Origin of the sequence: Jiella mangrovi, from assembly GCF_017815135.1 — a bacterium.
In the GTDB taxonomy this organism is placed as follows: Bacteria; Pseudomonadota; Alphaproteobacteria; order Rhizobiales; family Rhizobiaceae; genus Jiella; species Jiella mangrovi.
Genome location: NZ_JAGJCF010000002.1, coordinates 97,458 through 116,803, shown reverse-complemented (window position 1 = coordinate 116,803; position 19,346 = coordinate 97,458). Strand labels below are relative to the sequence as shown.

Sequence of the window (19,346 nt, the reverse complement as noted above, 5' to 3'; positions counted from 1 at the left end):
TGGCTCAGATCGGTTGTTCTGTGGCGCCAGCACCACCCGGTCCGTCTCCATTCGGCATATCGCTGCCATCGCCGTCTTCGGGAGCTGGCAGGGCGGGCTCGGCGCCCGGTGCGGGCGGCGCCGGGACTGGCGCCGCGGCCGGAGCATCGGGGCCTTTGACCATGAAACCGTTGATCTTCACGGAACCGTCGGCAGCGGTTTCGATCAACCACTCCGTCTTGCCGTCGGGACGCTGTTTGCCGAACCCCTTGGCCATCGAGCCGTAGGCAAAAGCCTGCATGGCCTGCGGTTCTTTGGCGCCGGCGTCCTGCAGGAAGTTCAGGGTCTTGTCGAGGCCTGTCGCCACGATGTCAAAGCGGCTCGCGGAATTGTCAGGGTCGAGAGCCATCTCGCCATCGACCGTGAGATCGTAGTCACGCGCGGCGATCTTGACGTTTTCGAAGCGAAGCTTCGGCTGGTGGGTGTCGAAACTCGCAACGACCTGTCGCCAGACGTCGTCGGAGATCGGCTTTTCGGCGGAGAGGGCGAGGTTGTTGATCAAGAGACGGGCGGGGGTTTCGAGATCGACGTCGGCCCCGACGATGTCCATGGTGACGTTTCGAGGGATCAGCGGGCCAACATATTCAGGCATCCCGGGGACATCGAAGTGCAGATCATCGAGCGCGAAACGATAGCGGTAGGAGCCGTTCCGGGCTATGCCGTCGCCCATCAGGCCAGTGCTCATCCTGCCGATCTTGACCGAAACGGACGGTGCCTCGAAGGTGATGTCGTTCAGGCTCGATTGTGCGTTTAGGTCCGCAGCAAGCGGAAGGATGTCGGAAAGTCGCGTCTTCAACTCGTCGCTTGCGGCGGCGATCTTCTCCTTGGTGCCGTTGCGGACGAAAAATGCAGTAAGGTCGGCGATCGCGCGGAGCTCAACTGCCGATGCCTCGGAGTTCGCCGACAGCGTCTTTGCCCGGAATCGTACATCGGAGAGCTGATCGGGATGCTTGTAATTCAGCGGTAGGCGGAACGTCTCTATGACGCCGGTACCGTCCTGCAAAAACTGAATGTCGGCTGCGCCACCGCCAAGCGGCGTCGCTTTCATGTCGAAGCTTTGCGGACCGAGCGACAGGTTGAGATTGCGAGAACCGTCTCGCTGCTGGTACGAAAGGCTGTCGATCGCACCCTGGACAGAAACGAAGTTCCGAATTTCCGGCGAGAAGACTCCGCTGAAGCGGTAGTTTTTGATCTCGTAATGGAAGGCCAGCTTGCCGTCGAATGTGGTGAGGTCGTAGGTGCAGTCCATCCCCTTTTCACCGCGTCCATCGACGGTCCAGTTTCCATCGCTGCGCGGGCTTACGACGAACGAATAGGGCGTCAAAGCAACCTTGAACGTTCCTCCCTGCACGTCGATAGTGCGCTCGCGGAGTTTTGCCGCGAGGGTGATTTTATACCCTTTCGGGTCTGGATTGATCGACAGGAAACCATTGTCGAAAGGATTGGCGCCGAAATAATCCGTGAACGCGGCTTTCAGCTCTGCAGCCCCTGCATCGGTTCCCGCCGCTGCATCGACCTGCGCACTGGCCGGCGTCAGGCAGAACGATGTGATGACGGCGGTCGCAAAGACAGGGCTCAGGCGCATGAAGGTCTCCCGATTTCGTTTCACAAACGCATTGGTAGACTTATGAATAGGGCGTCATGCGACAATGGGGATGCGGGCCTTGCAAGAATCTGCTGCGCTTGAGTTTTGCATTCGGCGTTGGCTGCAGGCGGACTGCCGAGCGACGTTCAATGCGTCGTCTGCGCGCTCGCGCCCAGGCCCAGGCCCGAGGATGCTCCGGACGCTGCTTGCGACGGGGCTGACGCCGCAGCTGCGGCGACATCCGGCTGGACATAGGCGTCCCAGCAGGGCGACAGCGTGATCTTCGTCATAGACCGGAGGGCCGGCGCGTAGAGATCGCGGAGCGTCTCGTTCGCATCGGTGATCGGACAGCGCGGGTAAAGGACGAGATCGGTGGTCTTGACCGATTGGAGAACCGCCGGACCGGGATCGGGGACGGCGCGAAACGGATCGGCGCCGATCGCGACGCCGCGCGGCGCTTCGCGGTCGAGCAGCCAGGGAAACGGATTGGTGAAGTTGAGGCTCATGATCGTGGCGAAGCGCATGTCGTGCTCGGCCTCGAACGCCTTGATCGCACCGACTGCCTCGTCCACCGACATCAGCCAGGCAAGCTGGAAGTCGGGCGCGTTGTAGAGCGTGAAACTCGGCAATTCGCCGGCCTGTGCGATCGCCTCGTAGGTCTGTGGATAGGCGGCGTAGATCGTCTTCATCACCGCGGCATGATGCATGATCTCCGAGCGCTGCGAGACCTGTCCGAGCTGGCCGAGATGATCGTTTTGGAGCCGCTCGTAGGTGATCTGGCCGACGAAGGCGCGCGCGGCGCGGGCGGTTACTTCCGTCAGATAGGGGAGCGAGGCGGCAGCGATCAGAACGGCGAGGAGGCCGAGCCGAGAGCCTTCCAGGCGGCCACGGCGCTCCCAGGCCATCAACAGCACTGGCCAGACGAAAATGAAGCCCTGACCGCCGGTGTTCTGCGTCTCGACGAAGAGGGCGGCGAAGGTGGCGGCCGCGAGCCAGACCAGCGGCCAGTCCATCACGCCCGCGAGCGTCGCCGCGCCGGGGGACCGCAGGAAGGCTTTAACTGCCCCCAGCATGGCGCGGCCGTCGAAGACGATGAGCACGAGCATCAGGGCGCATAGCGGCCCAAAGACGGTGAAATGGATCGACGCCGCCTGCAGGAAGCGCGGCAAGAGGCTCCCCTCGTTCAACGACAGCAATGCGGCGATGTCGCCGAGATAGGCCGAGACGATGCCCAGCCACAATTCGAGAAGGGCGAGGACGGCGAGGAACGAGGCCGCTGCCGCGAGCGACAGTTTGAGGTCGATCCGCCGTGCCAGCAGCGCGACGACGCAGAGGAGGCCGCCGGCGAAGAAGCCCGTGACCTTGACGAGGAAGAGCGCCAGCATCGTGCCGACGACGACCGCGAACATCACGCGCATCGAACGCACGAACAGAAGCGATGCTGCCAGAACGTAGAGGATCTCGGTGATCTGGCGGTTATAGATGCCGAAGCCGTCGACGCTCGGATAGGAATAGTACTGCGTGACGTTGATCGGCAGGACCTGAAACACCAGGAACGGCAGGAGAAGCGCAAGCGCCAGACCGCGCGAGCGCTTGTCCACGTCGTGGACGACGAGAGCGATCAACGGCCCCGTGACGAGCAGCAGCGACCACTGTGCGATCAGCAGCGGCTGGCCCTGCGGGAAGATCCATTCGACCAAGGCGAACAGCCAGTAGCCGAGCGGCCCGACCGGCGTGAAGAAGTCGACGCCCGGCAGCTGGCCGGAGAAGATTCGGTTGGCGGCGTCGAAATAGATGAAGAGATCCCAGTAGAAGGCACCGATCGGAACCGTCAGAGGGAGAAGGAGCAGGCCGACGAGGATGAGGGTGATGGCGAGAAGGATCACCAGCGGCGAAGCGAGTGTGGCGAAACGTCTCGAAAGGCTCGAGTGACTGTTGTTCAAGGTCAGCGTCACGATCAAGGGTCCGGCGTTGCGGCAGCTTCGCCAACGCTAACGCGACGTCATTAAGAAAGACTGAGGGGTTTGCTCCCAATCTTTTCCCGCTTAGCTAGGGCGCGCGTGCCGTCCGCTCATCTCCCCTCGTGTGTGACGGTTTTGTGAGTTGCGTGCGCTCGTCTTCGGCGTAGCGTGTTGCGATGCAATTGCGGCGCTGCACCCATGGGAGCACTGATGACGCCCGCGTCGATCCGTTTGACGGAGAGCGGCGCAAGCGGCGCTGCACGGGTCCCCTCGGCCGCCTGGCGACCATGACGGTTTTCCTGGCTTCGGTTTTCGCATCGCTCCTTCCTTCGTCTCCGGCCGGTGCGTTCGAGCGGGGCCTTCTCGATCTCGGCGCCGGTGTCGAGCGGCAGGCCGATGGTACGCCCGTCGATGTCGAACTGGTTCTGGCCGTCGATGTCTCCTGGTCCATGGATCGCGGCGAGCAGGAGATCCAGAGGAACGGGTATGCGGCCGCCTTTCGCGATCCGAAGGTCCAGGAGGCAATCCTCGAAGGCGTGAATGGCAAGGTGGCGGTCACCTATGTGGAATGGGCGGGAACCGCCTCGCAGACGGTCGTCGTTCCCTGGACGCTGATCGATTCGAAGGCAGCCGCCGACGCCTTCGCCTACCGGCTGACGACGGAACTGCCGGATCGCGAACGCCGCACCTCGATCTCGGCCGCGATCGACTATCTGGTGCCGATGTTTTCCGGCAACGGCTATGACGGCCTGCGCCGGGTCATCGACATATCCGGTGACGGGCCGAACAATCAGGGCCGCATGGTCACCCTGGCACGCGACGCGGCGGTGAAAGCCGGCATCACCATCAACGGCTTGCCGCTAATGACGTCGGATGGCGGGTTTTCATGGGGCTCGATCCCCAATCTCGACCGGTACTATTTCGAATGCGTCATCGGCGGGCCGCGTGCCTTCGTCATCCCGGTCAACGATTGGTCGCAGTTTCCCGAAGCGGTGCGGCGCAAGCTGATCCTCGAACTGGCCGACGCCTGGCCACGCGTAGAGAGCGATCTGCCGCCCGTCCTGAAGACGCAGGCGATGCCTCCGGCGGATTGCCTCGTCGGCGAGAACATGTGGATGGAACGCCAGCAGCGCTGGATGGACGATACGCGCTGAAGCGGTGCGAACCGTCTCCTATCGGTGCGTTGTGCCGAGATGCCGGATTTTAGGCGACCGAGGCGATCTTCTGGCGGCCGGCGCGCTCCTGCTGCGGCGAGCGATCGTGGAGTTCGCGATAGCATTTGGCGAAGTGCGAGGCCGAGACGAAGCCGCAGGCGATGGCGATCTCGACGATCGGCAGTTGCGACTGGCGCAGCAGGTGGCGCGCGCGGTCGAGCCGCATTTCGAGATAGTAGCGGGCCGGAGACAGCCCGAGCTCGCGCTCGAACAGGCGCTCCACCTGCCTGCGCGAGAGTTCGACATGATCGGCGATCTCGGCGAGCGAGAGGGGGTCGGCGAGATTGGCCTCCATGATCTCGATCGCCCGGACCACTTTGGCATGCTGCACCCCCAGCCGGGCGCGAAGCGGCAACCGCTGGCGGTCGTGCGGTCCACGCACACGGTCGGTGATCGCCTGTTCGCAGACCCTGTTGACGATGCCGTCGCCGAGATCCTCCCGGATCAGGGAAAGCATCATGTCGAGGGAGGCGGTCCCGCCGGCCGAGGTGTAGATGTTGTGATCGATCTCGAAGAGGTCGGCATAGACCTCCGCCATCGGGAACGCCTCGGCAAAGCCCGCAATGTTCTCCCAGTGGATCGCGCAGCGGCGCCCGGACAGAAGCCCCGCCTTGGCCAGCAGCCAGGCGCCGGTGCACAGTCCGCCGACGGCGACCCCGCGCTGGTGGGCCTCGCGCAGATAGGAGAACAGCGCCTTGTCCTGAACGTCTTCGACGAAGACGCCGGAACAGGCGAGGATCATCGAGGGGCGCCTGCCGTCGATGAGGCTGCGACGCTCCTCGTCGAGACCGACCGCGGCGGTGCAAAGAACGCCGTTCGAGGCGGTAACCGTCGCGCCATCGGCCGAGGCGATGCGCCAGCGATAGATCTCCCGGCCGACGATCCGGTTGGCGATTCTGAGGGGCTCGATGGCATTTGCGAATGCCAGCATCGAGAAGTTCGGCACGAGCAGGAAGACGATCGTCCTCTTCGGGCCGTCTCCCGCGGCGCCGACCATCAAGGGCCCGATCGCCGTCTCGGCGTCATCACCGTTGCTCATCGATGCGGCCCTTGGTCGAAATCGCCACTCTCTCGCGCCATTGCGCAATCCAACGGTGACGAAATTTCGACGGTCCCGCAAGGTGGTTCGCTTCGGGGCCTGTCATTCTTGCAGAAGACAGGGGGGAGGCGCCGGGACCGCCGCCTTCGGCGCGACCCCGGGCCAGCCCTCTCACAAGACGGTCGGACCTGTCAGCTGACGAGGCGGATCCGCAGGACGCGTTCGGCGATTTCCCTGAAGGTTTGGGTCAGTTCGCTGGCGGTCGTGACCGGAAAATAATGGTCCGAATCTGACGCGCAGCCGGTCAGCAGGGTCTCGTTTCCGCTCATGAGGCGGATGGTGAAGATCTCGATGTCGTCCGCCTTGGCGTTCTCACAGGCCTTCGTCGTGCGAGCGTCGATCGCCGAGACCTTGTCGCTGCCGTTCCAGCGGTTCTGGGTGTTGTTGCCGTCGGTCAACACGATCATGACCTTCTGGGTGCGGGTATCGGTGTTTGCGCCTGCGAGGGGATAGGTGGAGGTGAAGGCTTCCATGCCCCATTGCACGCCGATGGTGATGTTGGTGTTGCCGGAAGGCTGCATCTGATTGACCTTGGTTTTCAGGGTCGTGAGGTCGGTCGTCAGGGGATAGACGGGAAGCAGCGTGTCCCGGGCGCAGTTGGCCTTCGGATAGATCGTCGCCGATACTCCCGTCTGCGGCGGATCGTTGGTGACGTCGTAGGACTGGGTGCGATCGATCACGCAGCCGGACCAAGTCTCCGAAGCGGTGAGGATCAGATCGTTGTTGGCCGTCTCGGTATCGTTGTCCTTGGTGGTGACCGGCGTCGTGCCGGTCGTCGTGATCACCTGGGAATAGATCCGTGTCGACGAACCATAGGCGACGTAGCTGCAGCCCCGGTAACTGCACTGCTTCGACACGTTCTGGCGATCGACGACGTAGTTGGTCCCGCTTTGCGATGCGGTGTAGGAATAGGTGACGCAGTAGTAATAGGTATAACAGCCGGTCAGAATGTTCGTCGTGCCGAGCTCGAAGCCGTCGCGGGTCGGCGAGCAGAAATAGCGGTCGATGTAGTTCGCGTTATAGTTCAGCTTGCTGCAGTCGATGACCGGGTCCGCAATCGCCTGTGCCGCGACGCAGGCCGCCCTGTCGGTCAGATCGGCGATCGTCGAACAGTCGGTCGTCGCATAGGGATTGGCGGGGGTGCCTGCGTAGGTTCCCATGGTGGTCGAATCGAGCCGCACCTGCGTGTCAAACGGTATCAGTGCGGCCTGGACCTTGGCGTCGCCGCTTTCGGCGCCCGCGAACTGGTCGAGAAACAGGCCGACGGCCTTCTTCAACTCGACCATGCGACTGTCGTTGGCCATTGAGCCGGACGAGTCGAGAACGAGGACGATGTCGAGCGGGATGTTGGCTCTCGCCGACACCGATTCGACGCCGACAGTCAGGTTTTCGATGCCGATCAAACCGAGAAACGGCGTCTCGACCTTGAAATCGACGTTGTAGATGTACTCGCCGTTTTCGATTTGAAGGTTCGTGCCGGAAACGTCCGCGTCGATGTCGTCGGCAATGTTGGCGAGAAAATACATGTCCGCCAGACGTTCGCGCTCGGTGTCGTCCCCACTGGCATCTCGCGCCGCGACGATCACGGCGGAATCGGCTGCCGCCTGTGCCTCGGACTTGTAGCGCCAGACATTGCCGGCATCGACGCCGCCGCCGATCGCAACGATGACGGGGACCGCCGCAAGCGCCGTCATCATGCCGAAATTGCCGCGGGTGTCTCTTACAAGGCGGCCAGCCAAGCCTCTCCACAAACGCGCAAGAGAAAGCCGATACGCCATGAATGGACCTCACGTGAACATTGTCACGCGGCACTCTTGTGGATTTGTCTTAACAGAACGCCAAACAAATCAGGACGATATCACAGGCCATCGCCGAGTTTGAAAGCGAGGTTAACGGTCCATGTCGCAGGCGGCGACGGACTTGTCATTTTGCCTCATTCATCGGCCCGGAGCTGATATTTTGCGGGAGACTCGCTAGCGCGACAAACGGCGATGGTTCGAGCGAACGCGCTTTGAATAGGGCCTGAGCCCCGCCTGGAAGACCGCGTCCATCGGGTTGCCCGGTTGGCGCCGGCCCGTAATCGACGAGATGACGGCATCGCCGACGGCCTTTGCCATGGCGGTCTGTACCGCAATGACGGCCTCGCCGGTGGCCGCCATCTTCTCGCTCACCATCTGCGTCGCCTCGGCCTTGTCCCTCGCCGTCGGCGCCGTCGCCATGGCGAACCAGAGCTGACCGACGCGGCTGGCGATCACGAAGGGCGAAAGCGTCGCAAGAGTGGTCAGTTCGGCGACGCTCTTGGGCGTGCCGAAATCGGCGACGAAAGAGAACGGATCGTTACGATGCATTGCGGACAGTCCTTAAGGTTCACAGAGTAAACTCGGAACCGCCGCGAAAGTCGCGCGGGCCGAGCATTTATTCGCAGTCGCGGCTGTGCCGGCCAGGGCCGGGGACGTCTCTGCAGCCTTTAACGGCTAGAAAAACTGAAGAACGGCGAAAGCTGCAGCGCCGTAAAAACCGACGAGCGCGGCGATCCCGATGATGCCGGTGATCAGCGCGGCACCGAGCCAGAGGCCGTCGCGGGTGCTGATCGCCACACCGACGAGAGCAACCGAAATGCCCGGCAGGAGATTGGTGAGCGGAAACGGGATGGCGACGATCGTCGCCATCACGAAGGAATACCAGCCGAGGATCGGCAGCAACAGCCGCTCGGGCTCCATCCAGTAGCGATGGCGGGCGAGCCGCTCGATCCGCCTCAGCATCGGCCCGATCTTTCCCATCACCTGGGCGATCCGGTCGGGGCTGAGCTTCATTCTTCCCACTGCGTTGGGCAGCCAGATTCTCGGGCGCCCGATGGCGAGCTGAAAGGTGAAGAACATCAGCGGCAGGCCGATGAAGAACGACGCCGGAGGCGGCAGCGGGATGAGGTTGAGCCCGCCGAACAGAATGAAGAAGGCGCCGAACGCGCGTGTATCGAAGGCCTGGGAGAGCTCGTTGATCGTCGGTTCGCCGGACCGGCGATGGCTGAAGGTGCGAAGGATCGCCGAGATACGCTTCTGTCGATTGCCGCCTTGCCGGCGGATCGCACGGCGCAGACTGGAAAAACCACCAGGGGACACGGACGAGACTCTGCAAATTGACATTTATGGTCGTTCGATCAGGGCATTTTCAGGCCGGTGATGGATCAACGACATCGACGATCGACCAGTCCCGAACGAGCTGCACCGGGCTCACTATGCCCATTCCTGCGTTAAGTCGAGGTTTCGATCCGCGTTCCCGGGCTCGTGACGCCGAAACAGGGGCAATGTTGCCGAGCTGCCTGCGGGCCGTTGGCCGCGTTTACTTGTCGCTGAGGTCCAGCACCTCGACGGAATGGGGTGGCATGCGGCGATTCTGAAACCGGCTATCCTCGAAGGTTTCCTGCGCATCGGCAAAGCCATCGCTCCAGCGCTCGTCGACCGACGCACGGGAGAATTCATAGTCCTTGGAGTCCCGGCTGGCGGCCTTGCGGCGGTTGATCAGATGGACGATCGTCACCGACGCATCGTTCGATGCCGCGCTCAGGAGGGCGGCGTCCGGATCGGCGGCGAGGTCCTCCGGCAGCTTGCGCAGCAGCCGGTAGAGCGCCCGTTTCAGTTGCCGTTGTTCCTTCATCATGTCGGTGTTCAGCCGCGTGCGGCTGGAGAAGCGAATGTCCTTCTCGCGCTCGGCGATGTCGAACAGCGTCGTCGGCACGGGGCCTCTTGCGCTGAACAGATCGACCTGAAAAATGCACATGTCGTGATGGTGATCACGCTCGAGGACGTATTGCAGCGGCGTGTTGGAAACGAGCCCGCCATCCCAGTACCATTCGCCCTCGATCTCGACCGGCGGAAATCCGGGGGGCAGGGCGCCGCTGGCCATTACGTGTTCAGGGCCGATCCTGGTTTCCCGGCTGTCGAAATAGCGGAAGTTGCCGGTCGCGACGTTCACGGCACCAAGGCTGACACGGGTCTCGCCGCCGTTGAGGAGGTCGAAATCGACGAGTTCTTCCAGCGTCGCGCGCAACGGCGTGGTGTCGTAATAGCTGACGTCGCCGGGGTTGCGGTCGGGAAGGAGGTAGCTTGGCGGAAGCCGAGGGACGAAGAATCCGGGCACGCCATACATGGCGGTCGATGCGGCACTCGCCTCGTTGAAGGCCGTCCGCAGGAAAAGTCCCGGCAAGGGAGGTCCGAAGGTGATGGAGGACGAGACCCTGTCCCAGAACGTCCTCAGGGCCTGCGTCCGCTCGCCGGGCTTGTTGCCGGCGACGAGCGCCGCGTTGATTGCGCCGATCGAGATCCCCGCCACCCAATCGGGCCTGGCGCCGCGCCCTTCCATCGCCTCGAAGACGCCGCCCTGATAGGAGCCGAGGGCGCCGCCGCCCTGAAACACCAGAACGAGCATTTCGTCTGCCTTGGTGATCGCGAGATCGCTGGAAATGGCCTGTTTTTGCGAAGCGTGTTTCATGGTGGCGAAGACCTTTGGGCGTCGGCAAGAAGCGGGCGGCTGCGATGACTGGGTGAGCGCGAGGCGCGAGCTTATTCGGCATGGCCCCTGGCGCCAAAGCCGAAACCCGGCTGTCCGGATTTGCGGCATGCCGGTCCGGGCTGCCTGAGGTGATGAAGACAGGCCGACGCCCCCGATGCCGCGCTGCAGCAAAAGAGAAGTGGGGCGGAAGCTCCACGCGTCGAGAATGTGTCGGAACTTTAAGGTCACGAGACCGTTCCAATGGCACCTGTATCTTCTTTTGGAGCACCGACCCGTGACCAGGCGTAATTCGATCGTTCTCACCCTTCTCGCCAGCGCCATGCTGCTGTCGGCTTGCGCCAACACCGTCAGGGGCGTGGGACGTGATGTCGGCAACACCGTCGACGCGACGGGCGCCGCTGTGAACGACGTCGCCAGATGATGGATGGTTTCGCCTGATGCGGGTCGTGTGAGGCTCGCCTGGCGCGACCTCGATGTCTGTTGGAGCCGGGACACTCGCGGGAGTGGGCCCGGCTTTGACTTTGAGACAGTGTTCAGTTCCGCCTCGCGTTCCTTAGGCCGGGCCGGGTTGAAAGCTGAATGCGCCTGCTGGCCGAACCGCCGTTTCGTAGGTGCAGTTCTGATGCCGCTTGCCATTCTCACCATCGCGGTTCGCTTTGTTCCACTCCGAAGGACGCCCCTCGCATCGTCCTTTACACCGGCCAGGTCAGCGAACGGGAATGTACGCGAACTCCTGCGGTCCTGAGGACTGCCATGGCCCGGTTGCAGAGGGCCACTCCGGCAGGGACATGAGACGGGGGCCGCTATCAACGACAGGCGCAAGGTCGACGCGCTCGAAGAACGGCTCGATCCGGTAGCGCGGATCGGAGAAACTTGCCCGTGAATCAAGGCCGTGAGGGGTCTTTTCCCATTTGTGCGGCGCCGTCAGGAGCTGAATTAGCGCTCGCGTCGTCGCGACTGCCAGAAGCACCCAGTAGGCAGGAAGCAGCACGTAGCGGCGGCGCAGCGGCTTTAGCTCCGCTGGTGTCAAACCGCTCGAGGAGAGAACCACGAAAAGCGTGTAGGCCGTCGCGACATTGAAGAGATCGACGAACGTCAGTGCCGCGAGATCGCGGAAATGCAGGAAACCGAACGCGATCGCACCCAATTGCCCGATGATGACGGCAAGCAGGATCGGATGGGCGAATGCCGAGATCAGCATGCCGAGAAACAGAAGCTGGAAGGCGACCATCGTTTTCGCGCCGAGATCCTTCGACAACCGCCGCGGTTCGCGCATGTGCAAGAGATAGGTGATGAACCAGCCCTTCATCCATCGCGTGCGCTGGCGAACCCAGACGCGCCAGAGTTCAGGCGCGTGCTCGAAGGTCGGCCGGGTCAGCGTGCCGACGCGGTAGCCCGCTCTGTGCAACCGAATGCCGAGATCGGCATCTTCGGTGACGTTGTGGGAATCCCAGCCGCCGACGGCGACGAGATCGGCGCGAACGAAATGGTTCGAGGTGCCGCCGAGCGCCAGTGGCAGGCCCTGGCGGGCAAGCCAGGGCAGCAGGCGACGAAACAACGCCGCATATTCGAGCGCAAACAGCGCGGCCAGCCAGTTGCCCTCGCCATTCGTCACGATGAGCGGCGCTTGCAGGCAAGCGAGATTGGGCGGGCCGGTGCGAAATCTCAGATAGGCTTCGCGCAGCTGGCCGGGATCGGGCTCGTCCTCCGCATCGTAGAGGACGAGAAATTCCCCGAATGCGAGCGGCAGCGCATGGTTGAGCGCCTTCGGCTTGGTGCGGGGTTCTCCGGGAGGGACCAGCACCAGCGAAAAATGCGGGCGCCCCTCGATCGCGCGGGCGACGGCGCTGATCGTCTCCTCGTCGTCGGCCTCGCAGACGAGCTTGATGTCGAGCCGGGTCTTCGGCCATTCGAGCCCATCCAGCGCCGCGACGAGCTTCGGCACCATGGCCGTCTCCTTATGGAGGGCGACCAGAATGCTGTAGATCGGCACGCTCTGGCAGCCTTCTTCGAGAACGCCAGGGGCCGGCAGGTGGCGCGCTGCCGCCGGGTCCTGTCGAGCGGCGAGCGCGGCGGGGATGCGGAAAGCGAGACAGGCCGTGAAGAACAGCGTGCCGACGCCGTGGCATAGGCCGAAGGCAAGGCCGGGCGCGGCCGCAAAGAAGACGATGGCGGCGATCAGCGCTGCGACGCCGAACGCTGCCTGATGGGCTTCGATGGCCGTGCGGGCGGAAAGGCGGGGCGTCTCGGCCGACAGGCTGAGGCGGGCGGTGCGGTAGCGCTCGGCCATGGTCTGTCGGTCGATGGCCCGCGACGCGTCCGATGGCGTCGTCACCCGCATCAGCGCACGCATCTGCGTCCAGCGATCGAGATAATCGCTCAAACGCTCCAGATTTTCGATGGTCGGGCAAACGAAGATGCGCCCGTCCAGCCGGTCGTCGCAGACCTTCAGAATGCGTGGCGGCGGACGCTCCAGCATGTCCGCGACGTCCAGAACCCGGTCGAGTTCCCCGATCGGCCCATAGGCAACACCGAGATGAGCGGCGACGCACTCGGCGTAACGGGTTTCGTCGCAATGGCCGGCGGCGATCAGCTCCGAGGCGATGTCGCTGCAATGCCGCCGCGCGGCCAGATGAGCATCGAGAGCATCGCCGTAAGAAATCTGCAGAGCGTCGAACAACCGCATCTGGAAGGGGCTGAAGGCGCTGCCGGATCGCGGTAGATTGTCATGGCGGAAGTTCGGTCCGGGGCGCTCGTCGATATCCAGTCCCGGCGACGGGGGGGGACGCTTGCCCGGTCCCATCGGCGTCGGATAGATCTGGCCCCCGAGGGTGTGAGCGATATCGAGATTCGCCCGCACCGAACCCTCCTGCGTCTTCAGGCTGTATTGTCTTTTCCGGCAACCCCTGGGTATCGTGTTGAAGTTGAATGGTCAGGTAAACCAACTATTGAGGGAATTATTCTTGCGCTGGTTGATTTGCCTCGTCTTTTTCATAGTCGGCTTCGCGATGCCGTCGCTTGCGGCCGACGATGGTCGCGAAACGGTGGCGACGCCAAACTTCGTGGACCAGCATCAGCGGATTGCCAAACCCGACCTCACCAGTCGCCAGCGCATCCGCTTCATGACCTCGACGGACTATCCGCCGTTCAATTTTCTCGACGCGCGGGGCATGCTGACGGGATTCAACGTCGATCTCGCCAAGGCGATCTGCGAGGAGCTGGGCGTTCTTCCCAAGTGCCAGATCGAGGCGCTTCCTTTTGCCGATCTCGTGCCGGCCCTGAAACGCGGTGACGGCGAGGCAATTATCGCCGGGCTCGCCATGAACGCGACCACGCGGCGCGAATTCGCTTTTACCCAGCCCTATTTCCGGTATCCGGCTCGGTTCGTAGCGCGCAAGGACCGCCCGATCGAACAGCCGATCGGTGACCATCTGAGTGCGAAGGTCGTCGGGGTGGCGGAGGGGAGCGCCCATGGCGCCATGCTTCGCGCCTTCTTTCCAGCCGCGACGGTGCAGACATTTCCCGATCGCCTCCAAGCTCTCGCCGCGTTGCGGCAGGGCAAGATCGATGCGTATTTCGGCGATGGCGTCAGCCTGTCGTTCTGGCTGGAAAGCGACGCCGCGGCGCAATGCTGCGTTTTTGCGGGCGGGCCGTTCCTGTCGGATCGGTTTTTGGGCGAGGGACTGTCAGTTGCGGTTCAGCCAAGCGACCCCGGCCTTGCCACCGCCATCGACTACGCCATCGCGCAGCTCGTCGCCAAGGGGCAGATGACGGAGTTGATGCTGCGCTATTTTCCGATCAGCGCGTTCTGATTTATCGGGCCACGCATCGCGACTTCGACCAGCGCGCCCATCGCGCGATGCCGGTCAGCTGATTGGGCTGAATTCGGCATTCAGTCCGGCAGCGCGCGGGCCGTCGTCACAGCTTGCGATAGCGCACCCTTGCCGAGTGCTCGATCGCGCCGGCGGTCAGCCGGTCGAGCTCGAAGGCGTCGCGCAGCATTTCGAGAAGTCGCAGTTCGGGCTCGGAGGCATCGCTGTCGGCTGCGATGACTTCGACGGCCAGAGCATAGGCGGTCTCGTAGAGATTGGTCGGCACGGAGTTCAAGAGGTTTGCGATGATCTCGTCGAGGCCATCGTCCTTGTCGAGCAACTGCCCGCAGTCATGGGCGAGTTCCGTCAGCCGGCCTTCGTCGAAGCCTTCGAAGACGGGGAGGGTGCGAAGCAGCACGGTGAACTCGCGTTGCTCGATCCCGCTGATCTGGCCATCGGCTGCGGCGACGGCGATCAACAGATGGACGAGTGCGTCCTGCGGGTTCATTGCTGCCATGCTCTTTGCTCCATCGCGGCTCCAGTGCGGCAAACCTAGGAATCGGATCGCTTCGCCACAAGTGCCGAGGCGCCGGGGCGGCTCAAGCGAGCTTTCCCGAGACGCCGGGTTTGTTGACGCAGGGCCCGCTTCTTTCTAGACCTTGCCGTGCATTTCCGACCGGTCTTTGCCGGCGGCTTTGGACCATCGTTTCTCTCGATCATTTCTGGAAAAAACATGCCGACCCCCGATGCCGAACCGATGCGCGAAGAGGCGCTCGCCTCCAATGCCTGGCCGTTCGAGGAGGCGCGCAAACTCCTGAAACGGTTCGAGGCCTCCGGAATGCCGGCCGAGGTCCTGTTCGAGACCGGCTATGGCCCCTCCGGCCTGCCGCATATCGGCACCTTCGGCGAGGTGGCGCGCACATCGATGGTGCGCCACGCCTTCCGTGTTCTCACCGACGATCAGGTGCCGACACGGCTGATCTGCTTTTCCGACGACATGGACGGCATGCGCAAGATCCCGGAAAACGTGCCGGACCGGTCCCTGCTCGAGCCGCATCTTCACAAGCCGCTTTCGGCGGTGCCGAACCCCTTCGGCGGCGAGTATGAGAGCTTCGCCGATCACAACAACGCCATGCTGCGCCGATTTCTCGATGCCTTCGGCTTCGATTACGAGTTTGCCAGCGCGACGCAATACTACCGCTCCGGTCGGTTCGACGAGGTGCTGCTGCGCGCCGCCGCGCGCTACCAGGACATCATGGACGTGATGCTGCCGACGCTTGGGGCGGAGCGGCAGGCGACCTACAGCCCGTTCCTGCCGATCTCGCCGACGACGGGGCGGGTTCTCTACGTGCCGATGAAGGCCGTCGATGCGGCCGCCGGGACGATCACCTTCGCCGACGAAGGCGGACAGGACGTGACGCTTCCCGTCACAGGCGGTCAGGTCAAGCTGCAGTGGAAGCCGGATTTCGGCATGCGCTGGGCGGCGCTCGGCGTCGACTTCGAGATGTTCGGCAAGGACCACCAGACCAACGCGCCGATCTACGACAGGATCTGCGAGATTCTCGGCGGCCGCGCGCCGGAGCATTTCGTCTACGAGCTCTTCCTCGACCAGAATGGCGAGAAGATCTCGAAGTCGAAGGGCAACGGCATCACCATCGACGAGTGGCTTGCCTATGCCTCGCCCGAGAGCCTGTCACTCTACATGTTCCAGAAGCCGCGGACGGCGAAGAAGCTCTACTTCGACGTCATCCCGAAGGCCGTCGACGACTATTACGCGTTTCTTTCGGCCTATCAGCGTCAGGATCTGAAGCCGCGGCTGCAGAACCCGGTCTGGCATATCCACGACGGCATGCCGCCGGCGCAGGGCATCGCCGTGCCCTTTGCGATGTTGCTTAATCTGGTTTCGGCCTCGAACGCGTCCAACACCGAGACGCTCTGGGGCTTCATCAGTCGCTATGCGCCGGGCACGACGCCTGAGACCGATCCCGAGCTCGACCGGCTGGTCGGCTACGCGCTGCGCTACTACGAGGATTTCGTCCGGCCGACCAAGCAGTTCCGGGCACCCGACGATGTCGAACGCGCAGCGCTTCGCTCGCTCGACGAAAAGCTCGCATCGCTGCCCGAGGACGCCGATGGCGAGGCGATCCAGAACGCCATGCTCGACGTCGCGCGGCCGATCGAGCGCTATCAGGACCTCAAGAAGAAGGGCCCCGAAGGCGGGCCGGGCGTCTCGGTCGAGTGGTTCCAGGCGCTCTACCAGATCCTGCTCGGCCAACAGAAGGGCCCGCGCTTCGGCTCCTTCGTCGCGCTCTACGGCATCGACGAGACCCGTTCGCTGATCAGCCAGGCCTTGGAGGGCAAGCTTTCGGCGGCGAGCTGAGGGAAGGGGGAGAGGCGGACGACCGCGCAGCCGCGGCCCGATACCGTTCTCCCGCACCGGGGCTCTTCGCCCTACCGCCAGATGCCGCGCTGAGCCTTCCTCGCCGCCGCTTCGACCTCGACATAGGGCCCGTCCGGCGTCGCCCGGGCCCAGCCGTTCTCGACCACCCAGCGGCCGATGTCCTCGTCGGCGACGGTGCAGGCAGTTGTGGCTTCGCCGCGTCTGACGCCGAAATCGTCCGGCACCTCGCAGGCGATGGAGCGCCCGCGCAGGAAGCGGCGGAGCTCGGTGCGCGCCATGACGCCGCAGGGGAAGGCCGCGGCGCCGCTGCCGCACTGTTCGGCGAGCGGCACCGCCTCGACGCCGGGAAGCGTGATCACGCCCTGGCGATAGGCGATATGGGCTCCATCGAGGGCGACGGGGCGGGGCAGAAGTTTCGGGCGCGGCGTATCGGCCCGAAGCGCCTCGTCTGACAAGGGCGGGCGTGGCGGCAGCCGTTCCAGCGGTTCCTGCTCGGTCGAAGCGCCGGCGGCTGTCTCGCCGCGCGACGCCATGCTGTGCGAGGCCGGGGTCGAGGTCGAAGACCGTTGGCCGGCGACCCGTTCGTCCCGAGGGCTGGTCTTCTGCGGCTCGTTTGCGGTCTGCGTGGCGGGAGCTTGCGGGCGGCTGCGGCCGGCCTCGAACACGGTGCGGCCCGCGTCCTTTTCCGGCGCCAGCCACATCACGAAGGCAAACACCAGCATCAGGCCCACTGCCACGGCGATGTTACGCCGGATGGCGGCGACATCGACGGAAATTCTCACTGGCTCGCCCAGAGAATTCGCGCCATCCACTCGATCTCCTCGACGCGAAAGTGGAGGTCGGGATAGTCCGGATTGACCGAGGCGAGCTCGATCGAGCGGGCGGTCTGGCGCTGGAGGATCTTCGCCATCACCTCGCCTTCGCGGGTGCGCACCACCACCCTGTCGCCGCGCCGCACCGAGGCGCCGGGGGCGACGATGATGACGTCGCCGTCGCGATAGAGCGGCAGCATCGAGCTGCCCGCGACCTCGAGTGCGTAGGTCGTCTCGTCGGATCGGGCCGGCAGCTGGATTTCGTCCCAGCCCTGACCGACGGGATAGCCGGCATCGTCGAAAAAGCCGCCGCCGCCGGCCTGGGCAAAGCCGAGCAGCGGCACGCTGGCGGCAGCGCGGCGTGCCTGCAGGCCGGCGTCGCCAGCACCCTTTCCGGCCATCAGCGCGGTGAAATCCTCGATCGTCGAGCCCGTTGCCTCGATCACCTTGGCGATCGATTCCGTCGACGGCCAGCGCGGCCGCCCGTCGCCGGCGCTGCGCTTCGACCGGTTGAAGGTCGTTGGATCGAGGCCCGCGCGCCGCGCAAGACCCGACGCCGAAAGGTTGTTGCGCGCGGCGAGCGCGTCGATCGCGGCCCAGATTCGATCGTGCGAGAACATGGCGAATGGTCCGTCGTCAGGCGGCTAAGGAAAATATACCTTTATGGCTTCTTAAAAGCGTCGGCGCGCCTTGTCCATAGGGAAAGGCGGCCGGATGGCGTCAGCCGTTTGCGGCCAAAGGAACGAAGGCGCCCCCTGTGGCATTGTGGCGATTGCGGGGCGCCGGGATGCTGTTACGGTCCGGCCTTCAGAATTCTTCCCATGACGAGACGAATTTTCACGGCATGATGGGAAGCGGGGCGCTGCTGGTCCCGCCAACGGAGACGACAAGAGGTGAGTGAAACGCGGTTCGCCGCCCAGACCAGTGAGGAAATGCGCCGCAGGGCCGGGGAGCCCGGTCGCGGACGCGACGCGGACTATCCGACCAAAATCCCATGGAAGGGCTGGAAGGACATCGCCGCCCGCATCTATGTCTCCTTCTTCGAAGACCGGGTGATGCTGATCGCGGCCGGCGCGACGTTCTATCTCCTCCTGGCGCTGTTTCCGGCCTTTGCCGTGTTCGTGTCGTTTTACGGCTTCGTCAGCGACCCGACGACGATCGGCGATCACATCGCCTTCATCGGCCAGTTCCTGCCGAAATCGGGAACCGATCTTCTCGAAGCGCAACTCACCACCTTGAACAAACAGAATTCGACGTCGCTCTCGCTGGGCTTCGTCACCAGCTTTCTGTTCGCCATGTGGAGCGCGAACAACGGCATCAAGACGCTGTTCGAGGCGATGAACGTCGCCTATGGCGAAAGCGAGAAGCGCAGCTTCCTGCGGCTCAACCTCGTGGCCTTCTGCTTCACGATCGGCGCCATCGTCCTTGCCATCGTCCTGATCGTCGCCGTCGGCGTCGTTCCGGCGCTGATGGCGATCTTCGGATTGCGGACCTATACGGAGACGGTCATTGCCGCGCTGCGCTGGCCCGCCGTCTTCGTGCTCATCGTCGTGGCGATCGCGATCATCTATCGCTACGGGCCGAGCCGCAAACGCGCGCGCTGGCGCTGGGTGACCCTCGGCGCGCTCCTGACCGCGAGCGTCTGGCTCGTCGCCTCCATCGGCTTTTCCTGGTATCTGTCGAACTTCGCCAACTACAACGCCATGTACGGCTCGCTCGGCGCCGTCGTCGGCTTCATGATGTGGGTGTGGATTTCCTCGCTGATCTTCATCATCGGCGCCGAGATCAACGCCGAGATGGAACACCAGACGGCCGTGGACACCACCGACCCGCCGGCCAAGCCGATCGGCCGGCGTGGCGCACGGGTCGCCGACACTGTCGGACGAAGGATCGGCCGAAGCGCTTGACGCGGAA

General features: G+C 63.8%; 16 protein-coding genes. 5 read left to right on the top strand and 11 right to left on the bottom strand.

The window, feature by feature from the left end; translation table 11 throughout:
- Positions 1-4: 4 nt before the first annotated feature.
- Positions 5-1,624 (bottom strand): hypothetical protein, encoded by a 1,620-nt coding sequence (locus tag J6595_RS03425; RefSeq protein WP_209593059.1) that lies wholly within the window; start codon positions 1,622-1,624, stop codon positions 5-7.
- A 146-nt stretch (positions 1,625-1,770) separates the two neighbouring features.
- A complete protein-coding gene (locus tag J6595_RS03420; protein ID WP_209593058.1) occupies positions 1,771-3,579 on the bottom strand; it encodes a hypothetical protein in 1,809 nt (602 codons plus the stop codon).
- Between the two features lie 293 nt (positions 3,580-3,872).
- Between J6595_RS03420 and J6595_RS03415 the strand changes: the two genes are divergently transcribed.
- The gene (locus tag J6595_RS03415; protein ID WP_209593057.1) at positions 3,873-4,739 is read left to right on the top strand and encodes a DUF1194 domain-containing protein; all 867 of its coding nucleotides are present in this window, start codon (positions 3,873-3,875) and stop codon (positions 4,737-4,739) included.
- Positions 4,740-4,788: 49 nt separating this feature from the next.
- Here the strand turns inward: J6595_RS03415 and J6595_RS03410 are convergent, their stop codons facing one another.
- The 5 genes from J6595_RS03410 to J6595_RS03390 form a co-directional block, all read right to left on the bottom strand.
- Positions 4,789-5,796 (bottom strand): GlxA family transcriptional regulator, encoded by a 1,008-nt coding sequence (locus J6595_RS03410; protein WP_209593369.1) that lies wholly within the window; start codon positions 5,794-5,796, stop codon positions 4,789-4,791.
- 233 nt (positions 5,797-6,029) lie between these two features.
- Positions 6,030-7,637: a TadE/TadG family type IV pilus assembly protein gene (locus J6595_RS03405; RefSeq protein WP_209593056.1), complete on the bottom strand. Its 1,608-nt coding sequence runs from the start codon at positions 7,635-7,637 to the stop codon at positions 6,030-6,032.
- Positions 7,638-7,871: 234 nt separating this feature from the next.
- Positions 7,872-8,246: a hypothetical protein gene (locus J6595_RS03400; protein ID WP_209593055.1), complete on the bottom strand. Its 375-nt coding sequence runs from the start codon at positions 8,244-8,246 to the stop codon at positions 7,872-7,874.
- A 126-nt stretch (positions 8,247-8,372) separates the two neighbouring features.
- Complete coding sequence (locus J6595_RS03395; RefSeq protein WP_209593054.1) at positions 8,373-9,017, bottom strand: exopolysaccharide biosynthesis protein; 645 nt, start codon at positions 9,015-9,017, stop codon at positions 8,373-8,375.
- A gap of 220 nt (positions 9,018-9,237) precedes the next feature.
- Positions 9,238-10,386, bottom strand: a complete 1,149-nt coding sequence (locus J6595_RS03390; protein ID WP_209593053.1) for a patatin-like phospholipase family protein — start codon at positions 10,384-10,386, stop codon at positions 9,238-9,240.
- Between the two features lie 295 nt (positions 10,387-10,681).
- Between J6595_RS03390 and J6595_RS03385 the strand changes: the two genes are divergently transcribed.
- Entirely contained in the window at positions 10,682-10,828 is a 147-nt protein-coding gene (locus tag J6595_RS03385; protein ID WP_209593407.1) for an entericidin domain-containing protein, read from the top strand.
- 285 nt (positions 10,829-11,113) lie between these two features.
- On the opposite strand, the gene J6595_RS22445 is transcribed toward J6595_RS03385, so the two are convergent.
- Positions 11,114-13,267: a glycosyltransferase family 2 protein gene (locus tag J6595_RS22445; RefSeq protein ID WP_209593052.1), complete on the bottom strand. Its 2,154-nt coding sequence runs from the start codon at positions 13,265-13,267 to the stop codon at positions 11,114-11,116.
- Between the two features lie 103 nt (positions 13,268-13,370).
- On the opposite strand from J6595_RS22445, the gene J6595_RS03375 reads away from it, so the two are divergent.
- Positions 13,371-14,219, top strand: coding sequence for a transporter substrate-binding domain-containing protein (locus J6595_RS03375; protein ID WP_245197591.1), 849 nt, complete (start codon positions 13,371-13,373; stop codon positions 14,217-14,219).
- Positions 14,220-14,325: 106 nt separating this feature from the next.
- On the opposite strand, the gene J6595_RS03370 is transcribed toward J6595_RS03375, so the two are convergent.
- Positions 14,326-14,736 carry a tellurite resistance TerB family protein gene (locus tag J6595_RS03370; protein ID WP_209593051.1) on the bottom strand — a complete coding sequence of 137 codons (411 nt, stop codon included), beginning with the start codon at positions 14,734-14,736 and terminating at the stop codon, positions 14,326-14,328.
- A 216-nt stretch (positions 14,737-14,952) separates the two neighbouring features.
- Here J6595_RS03370 and J6595_RS03365 point away from each other — a divergent pair, with 216 nt between their 5' ends.
- Positions 14,953-16,599 carry a lysine--tRNA ligase gene (locus J6595_RS03365; RefSeq protein WP_209593050.1) on the top strand — a complete coding sequence of 549 codons (1,647 nt, stop codon included), beginning with the start codon at positions 14,953-14,955 and terminating at the stop codon, positions 16,597-16,599.
- A 71-nt stretch (positions 16,600-16,670) separates the two neighbouring features.
- On the opposite strand, the gene J6595_RS03360 is transcribed toward J6595_RS03365, so the two are convergent.
- Together J6595_RS03360 and J6595_RS03355 are read right to left on the bottom strand one after the other, a co-directional pair.
- The gene (locus J6595_RS03360) at positions 16,671-17,432 is read right to left on the bottom strand and encodes a thermonuclease family protein (RefSeq protein WP_209593049.1); all 762 of its coding nucleotides are present in this window, start codon (positions 17,430-17,432) and stop codon (positions 16,671-16,673) included.
- Positions 17,399-18,052, bottom strand: a complete 654-nt coding sequence (locus J6595_RS03355; RefSeq protein WP_209593048.1) for a LexA family transcriptional regulator — start codon at positions 18,050-18,052, stop codon at positions 17,399-17,401. Before J6595_RS03355 ends, J6595_RS03360 begins: the two co-directional genes overlap by 34 nt.
- A 273-nt stretch (positions 18,053-18,325) precedes the next feature.
- On the opposite strand from J6595_RS03355, the gene J6595_RS03350 reads away from it, so the two are divergent.
- Entirely contained in the window at positions 18,326-19,339 is a 1,014-nt protein-coding gene (locus J6595_RS03350) for a YihY/virulence factor BrkB family protein (RefSeq protein ID WP_342453076.1), read from the top strand.
- Positions 19,340-19,346: the final 7 nt, after the last annotated feature.

What these genes read in the sequence shown, in the direction of transcription:
- J6595_RS03390 (WP_209593053.1), bottom strand. Translation starts at nt 10,386, where the DNA reads ATGAAACACGCTTCGCAAAAACAGGCCATTTCCAGCGATCTCGCGATC.
- J6595_RS03355 (WP_209593048.1), bottom strand. Translation starts at nt 18,052, where the DNA reads ATGTTCTCGCACGATCGAATCTGGGCCGCGATCGACGCGCTCGCCGCG.
- J6595_RS03425 (WP_209593059.1), bottom strand. Translation starts at nt 1,624, where the DNA reads ATGCGCCTGAGCCCTGTCTTTGCGACCGCCGTCATCACATCGTTCTGC.
- J6595_RS03410 (WP_209593369.1), bottom strand. Translation starts at nt 5,796, where the DNA reads ATGGTCGGCGCCGCGGGAGACGGCCCGAAGAGGACGATCGTCTTCCTG.
- J6595_RS03370 (WP_209593051.1), bottom strand. Translation starts at nt 14,736, where the DNA reads ATGGCAGCAATGAACCCGCAGGACGCACTCGTCCATCTGTTGATCGCC.
- J6595_RS03400 (WP_209593055.1), bottom strand. Translation starts at nt 8,246, where the DNA reads ATGCATCGTAACGATCCGTTCTCTTTCGTCGCCGATTTCGGCACGCCC.
- J6595_RS03415 (WP_209593057.1), top strand. Translation starts at nt 3,873, where the DNA reads ATGACGGTTTTCCTGGCTTCGGTTTTCGCATCGCTCCTTCCTTCGTCT.
- J6595_RS03365 (WP_209593050.1), top strand. Translation starts at nt 14,953, where the DNA reads ATGCCGACCCCCGATGCCGAACCGATGCGCGAAGAGGCGCTCGCCTCC.